Annotated in this window: 2 protein-coding genes; both read right to left on the bottom strand. The window is 66.0% G+C overall.

Annotated elements, in window-relative coordinates:
* Positions 1 to 85: 85 nt before the first annotated feature.
* Positions 86 to 1,522 carry a dihydropyrimidinase gene (hydA, locus tag AC3WQZ_RS30235; protein WP_058697800.1) on the bottom strand — a complete coding sequence of 479 codons (1,437 nt, stop codon included), beginning with the start codon at positions 1,520 to 1,522 and terminating at the stop codon, positions 86 to 88.
* Positions 1,523 to 1,570: 48 nt separating this feature from the next.
* The gene (locus tag AC3WQZ_RS30230; RefSeq protein ID WP_010815021.1) at positions 1,571 to 2,899 is read right to left on the bottom strand and encodes an MFS transporter; all 1,329 of its coding nucleotides are present in this window, start codon (positions 2,897 to 2,899) and stop codon (positions 1,571 to 1,573) included.
* Positions 2,900 to 3,262: the final 363 nt, after the last annotated feature.

The raw sequence follows: 3,262 nt of genomic DNA, 5'->3' as shown, positions 1-3,262 counted from the left end.
GACGCGGGCCGCGATAGTGGTGGCGTCCAGGCGGTTGGTCAGTTCCATGTCAGTCGTTTCAGTCAAAGCATTGGCAAGGCTGCCGTCACAGGCTGCCGCCCGAGGTGCGATAGCGCGGCCTGGCCATCTCCGGCAGGCCGCACGGCAGGAACTGGCCGTGGCCGGCCTCGGCCAGCACCTCGCCCTCATGCGCCACCACCTTGCCGCGCACCAGCGTGGTCACCGGCCAGCCGGTCACGCGCAGGCCTTCATACGGGGTGTAGTCGACAGCATGATGCAGGTCGGCGTTGCGGATCGTCACTTCACGCTGCGGATCCCAGATCGCCAGGTCGGCATCGGCGCCGATGGCAATGGTGCCCTTGCGCGGATGCAGGCCGTAGAGCTTGGCGGGGTTGGTCGAGGTCAGCGCGACGAACTGGTTGACCGAGATGCGGCCGCCCACCACGCCAGCCGAGAACAGCAGCGGCAGCCGCGTTTCCAGGCCGGGGATGCCGTTGGGGATGTACTGGAACGGGACTTCCTTGCCGCCAGGCTTCTTGCCCTGCGCGTCTTCGTAGCGGAACGGTGCATGGTCGGACGAGAAGATGGTGAAGAGGCCGTCGGCCAGGCCGTCCCAGATCACTTCCTGATTGCTGCGGTCGCGCGGCGGCGGGCTGCACACGCACTTGGCGCCGTGGTAGCCGGGCTGGCCGAGGTCTTCGGCAGTCAGGAACAGGTACTGCGGGCAGGTCTCGGCAAAGATCTTCATACCGCGGTTGCGCGCCCAGCGGATCTGCTCCACCGCTTCCTTGCCCGATACATGGACGATCAGGATCGGCACGTCGACCAGCTCCGAGAACGTGATGGCGCGGTGCGTGGCCTCGCGCTCGATCGCCATCGGCCGGGCCAGCGCGTGAAACTTCGGCGCGGTGTTGCCCGCCGCTTCCAGCTTCTCGGTCAGCCAGGCGATGCAGTCCGAATTCTCGGCGTGCACCATCACCAGCGCGCCCTCCTGGCGCGCCACCGACAGCACCTCAAGGATCTCGCGGTCGTTCAGCTTGAGGTCGTCGTAGGTCATGTAGACCTTGAACGACGAATAGCCCTCGCGGATCAGCCCCGGCAGTTCGTCCTGCAGCACCGCCTCGGTAGGATCGGCCACGATCAGGTGGAAGGCGTAGTCGACCACAGCCTTGCCATCGGCGCGCTGATGGTAGTCGTTCACCGCGGCGCGCAGCGAATGGCCCTTCTCCTGCGCGGCGAACGGGATCACGGTAGTGGTTCCGCCGCATGCCGCCGACACCGAGCCGGTGCGGAAGTCGTCAGCCATCCTGAGGCCGTCCGGCATCGGCTGGTCCAGGTGGCAGTGCGCATCGACGCCGCCCGGCAAGACCAGCTTGCCGCTGGCGTCGATGGTCTGCGCGGCCTCGCCCAGGTCGTGGCCGAGCTGTACGATGCGCCCGCCGGCGATGCCGATATCGCACTGCATGGTGTCGCTGGCGGTCACGACGGTGCCGTTGCGGATGATCAGGTCGAACTGTTTCACGATACTGCTCACGAGAAGATTGTTACTGCCGCTCACTGTGGTCCGCATTCAGCGGTCCGCGTCGGACAGGTGCATGCGATTGGTTTCCCGCGCGGCCGCCGCGGCGATTGCGATCAGCGCGCACACCGCCGCCAGGTACAGCGCAACGGGCGCGGTGCTGCCGAAGCGGTCGAGCAGGCCCACCGCGATCAGCGGGGCCAGCGCGCCGCCGAACACACCGGCGAACTGGAAGCCGAGCGAGGCACCGGTCACGCGCACCCGGGTGGCGAACAGCTCCGGCAGGAACGACGCCAGCGGCGAGAACATGAACGACACCAGCACCATGCCGACGAACGAGGCCAGCATGATCAAAGCCGGGCTGCCGGTCTTGACCAGCGTGAAGAAGACAAAGGCCCACACCGCACCGCCGATGCCGCCGATCATCAGCACCGGGCGGCGCCCGATGCGGTCGGCCAGGTAACCGGCCACCGGGATGAACAGGATCTGCGCCACCGCACCCAGCAGCACGGCATTGAGCGCGATGCTCTTGGGCAGGCCCAGCTTGGTCGGCACGAAGTACAGCAGGAACAGCGTGAACACGTAGAAGGCGATATCGCCGCCCAGCCGCGCGCCGAAGGCGATCAGCAGCTGCTTCTTGTAGTTGCGCAGCACTTCCATGATCGGCGCGCGCGCTTCGGCGTGGGATTCCTCCAGCTTCTCGAACATGCCGGATTCACGCACGTTGGAGCGGATGTAGAGCCCAACGCCCACCAGCAGCGCCGACAGCAGGAACGGCACGCGCCAGCCCCAGCTCAGGAAGGCTTCTTCCGAGACCTGCCAGGTCACCAGCGCGAATACGCCGTTGGCAAGCAGCAGGCCGATCGGCGCGGCGAGCTGCACCAGGCTGCCGAGGATGCCGCGCCTTTTCCCTTCAGGGTCGAGCTCGTTGACCATGATCGCCGCCCCGCCCCATTCGCCGCCCAGCGCCAGGCCCTGCACCACGCGCAGCAGCACCAGCAGCACCGGCGCCAGCGCGCCCGCGGCGGCATAGGTCGGCAGCAGGCCGATACCGAAGGTGGCCAGGCCCATCATCAGCAGCGTAATGATCAGGATGGACTTGCGCCCCATCTTGTCGCCGAAGTGGCCGAAGATCGCCGCGCCCAGCGGCCGCGCCACGAAGGCAACGCCGTAGCTGGCAAAGGACAGCAGCGTCGCGGTCAGCGGGTCGCTCTGCGGGAAGAACAGCTTGGGGAAGACCAGCGCGGCGGCCGATCCGTAGATGAAGTGGTCGTAGAACTCGAGCGTGGTGCCGGCGAGGCTGGCCCCCGCGACGCGCGCGACGGACTGCTTCTGGGCCGACGCGCCTTTTGCCGCTGCGTCGATGCTGACTGCTTGCATGGTGGATCCTCCAATGGTCCTGGCCTGCCCCCAGCGCCGCCGGTGGTTGCCGGCATCGCGCGGAGGCGTTGTCTCCGGACGCGGCATACGTGTGCCGCGTCTTTGCTCAGTACATTAGGCGATAAACCGCCATACAATCAAGCAAAATATTGTTTATCAGACTTGGTGCAGATGCATGCTGGATTTTGGTGCGATGCACGAAAACGGGACTCGGGCAGCGCAGGGCACAAAGCCGGTGTGAGCCTTTGGGTAAACCCTTATGAGCCGTACGCAGGACGAAAAAAAAGGTTCTTCACCGATTTCCGGGGAAGGCCGCCCGGATCTTCAAGAAGAAGTAGTGGTCATCACGGAAGCCATAGGCCA

It is taken from the genome of Cupriavidus sp. FW305-26, assembly GCF_058787975.1.
Note: the sequence above shows the minus strand (reverse complement) of the source record. Positions and strands in the feature narration are given on the sequence as shown.

Coding starts and splice junctions, on each gene's coding strand:
- AC3WQZ_RS30230 (WP_010815021.1), bottom strand. CDS start 2,899: ATGCAAGCAGTCAGCATCGACGCAGCGGCAAAAGGCGCGTCGGCCCAG.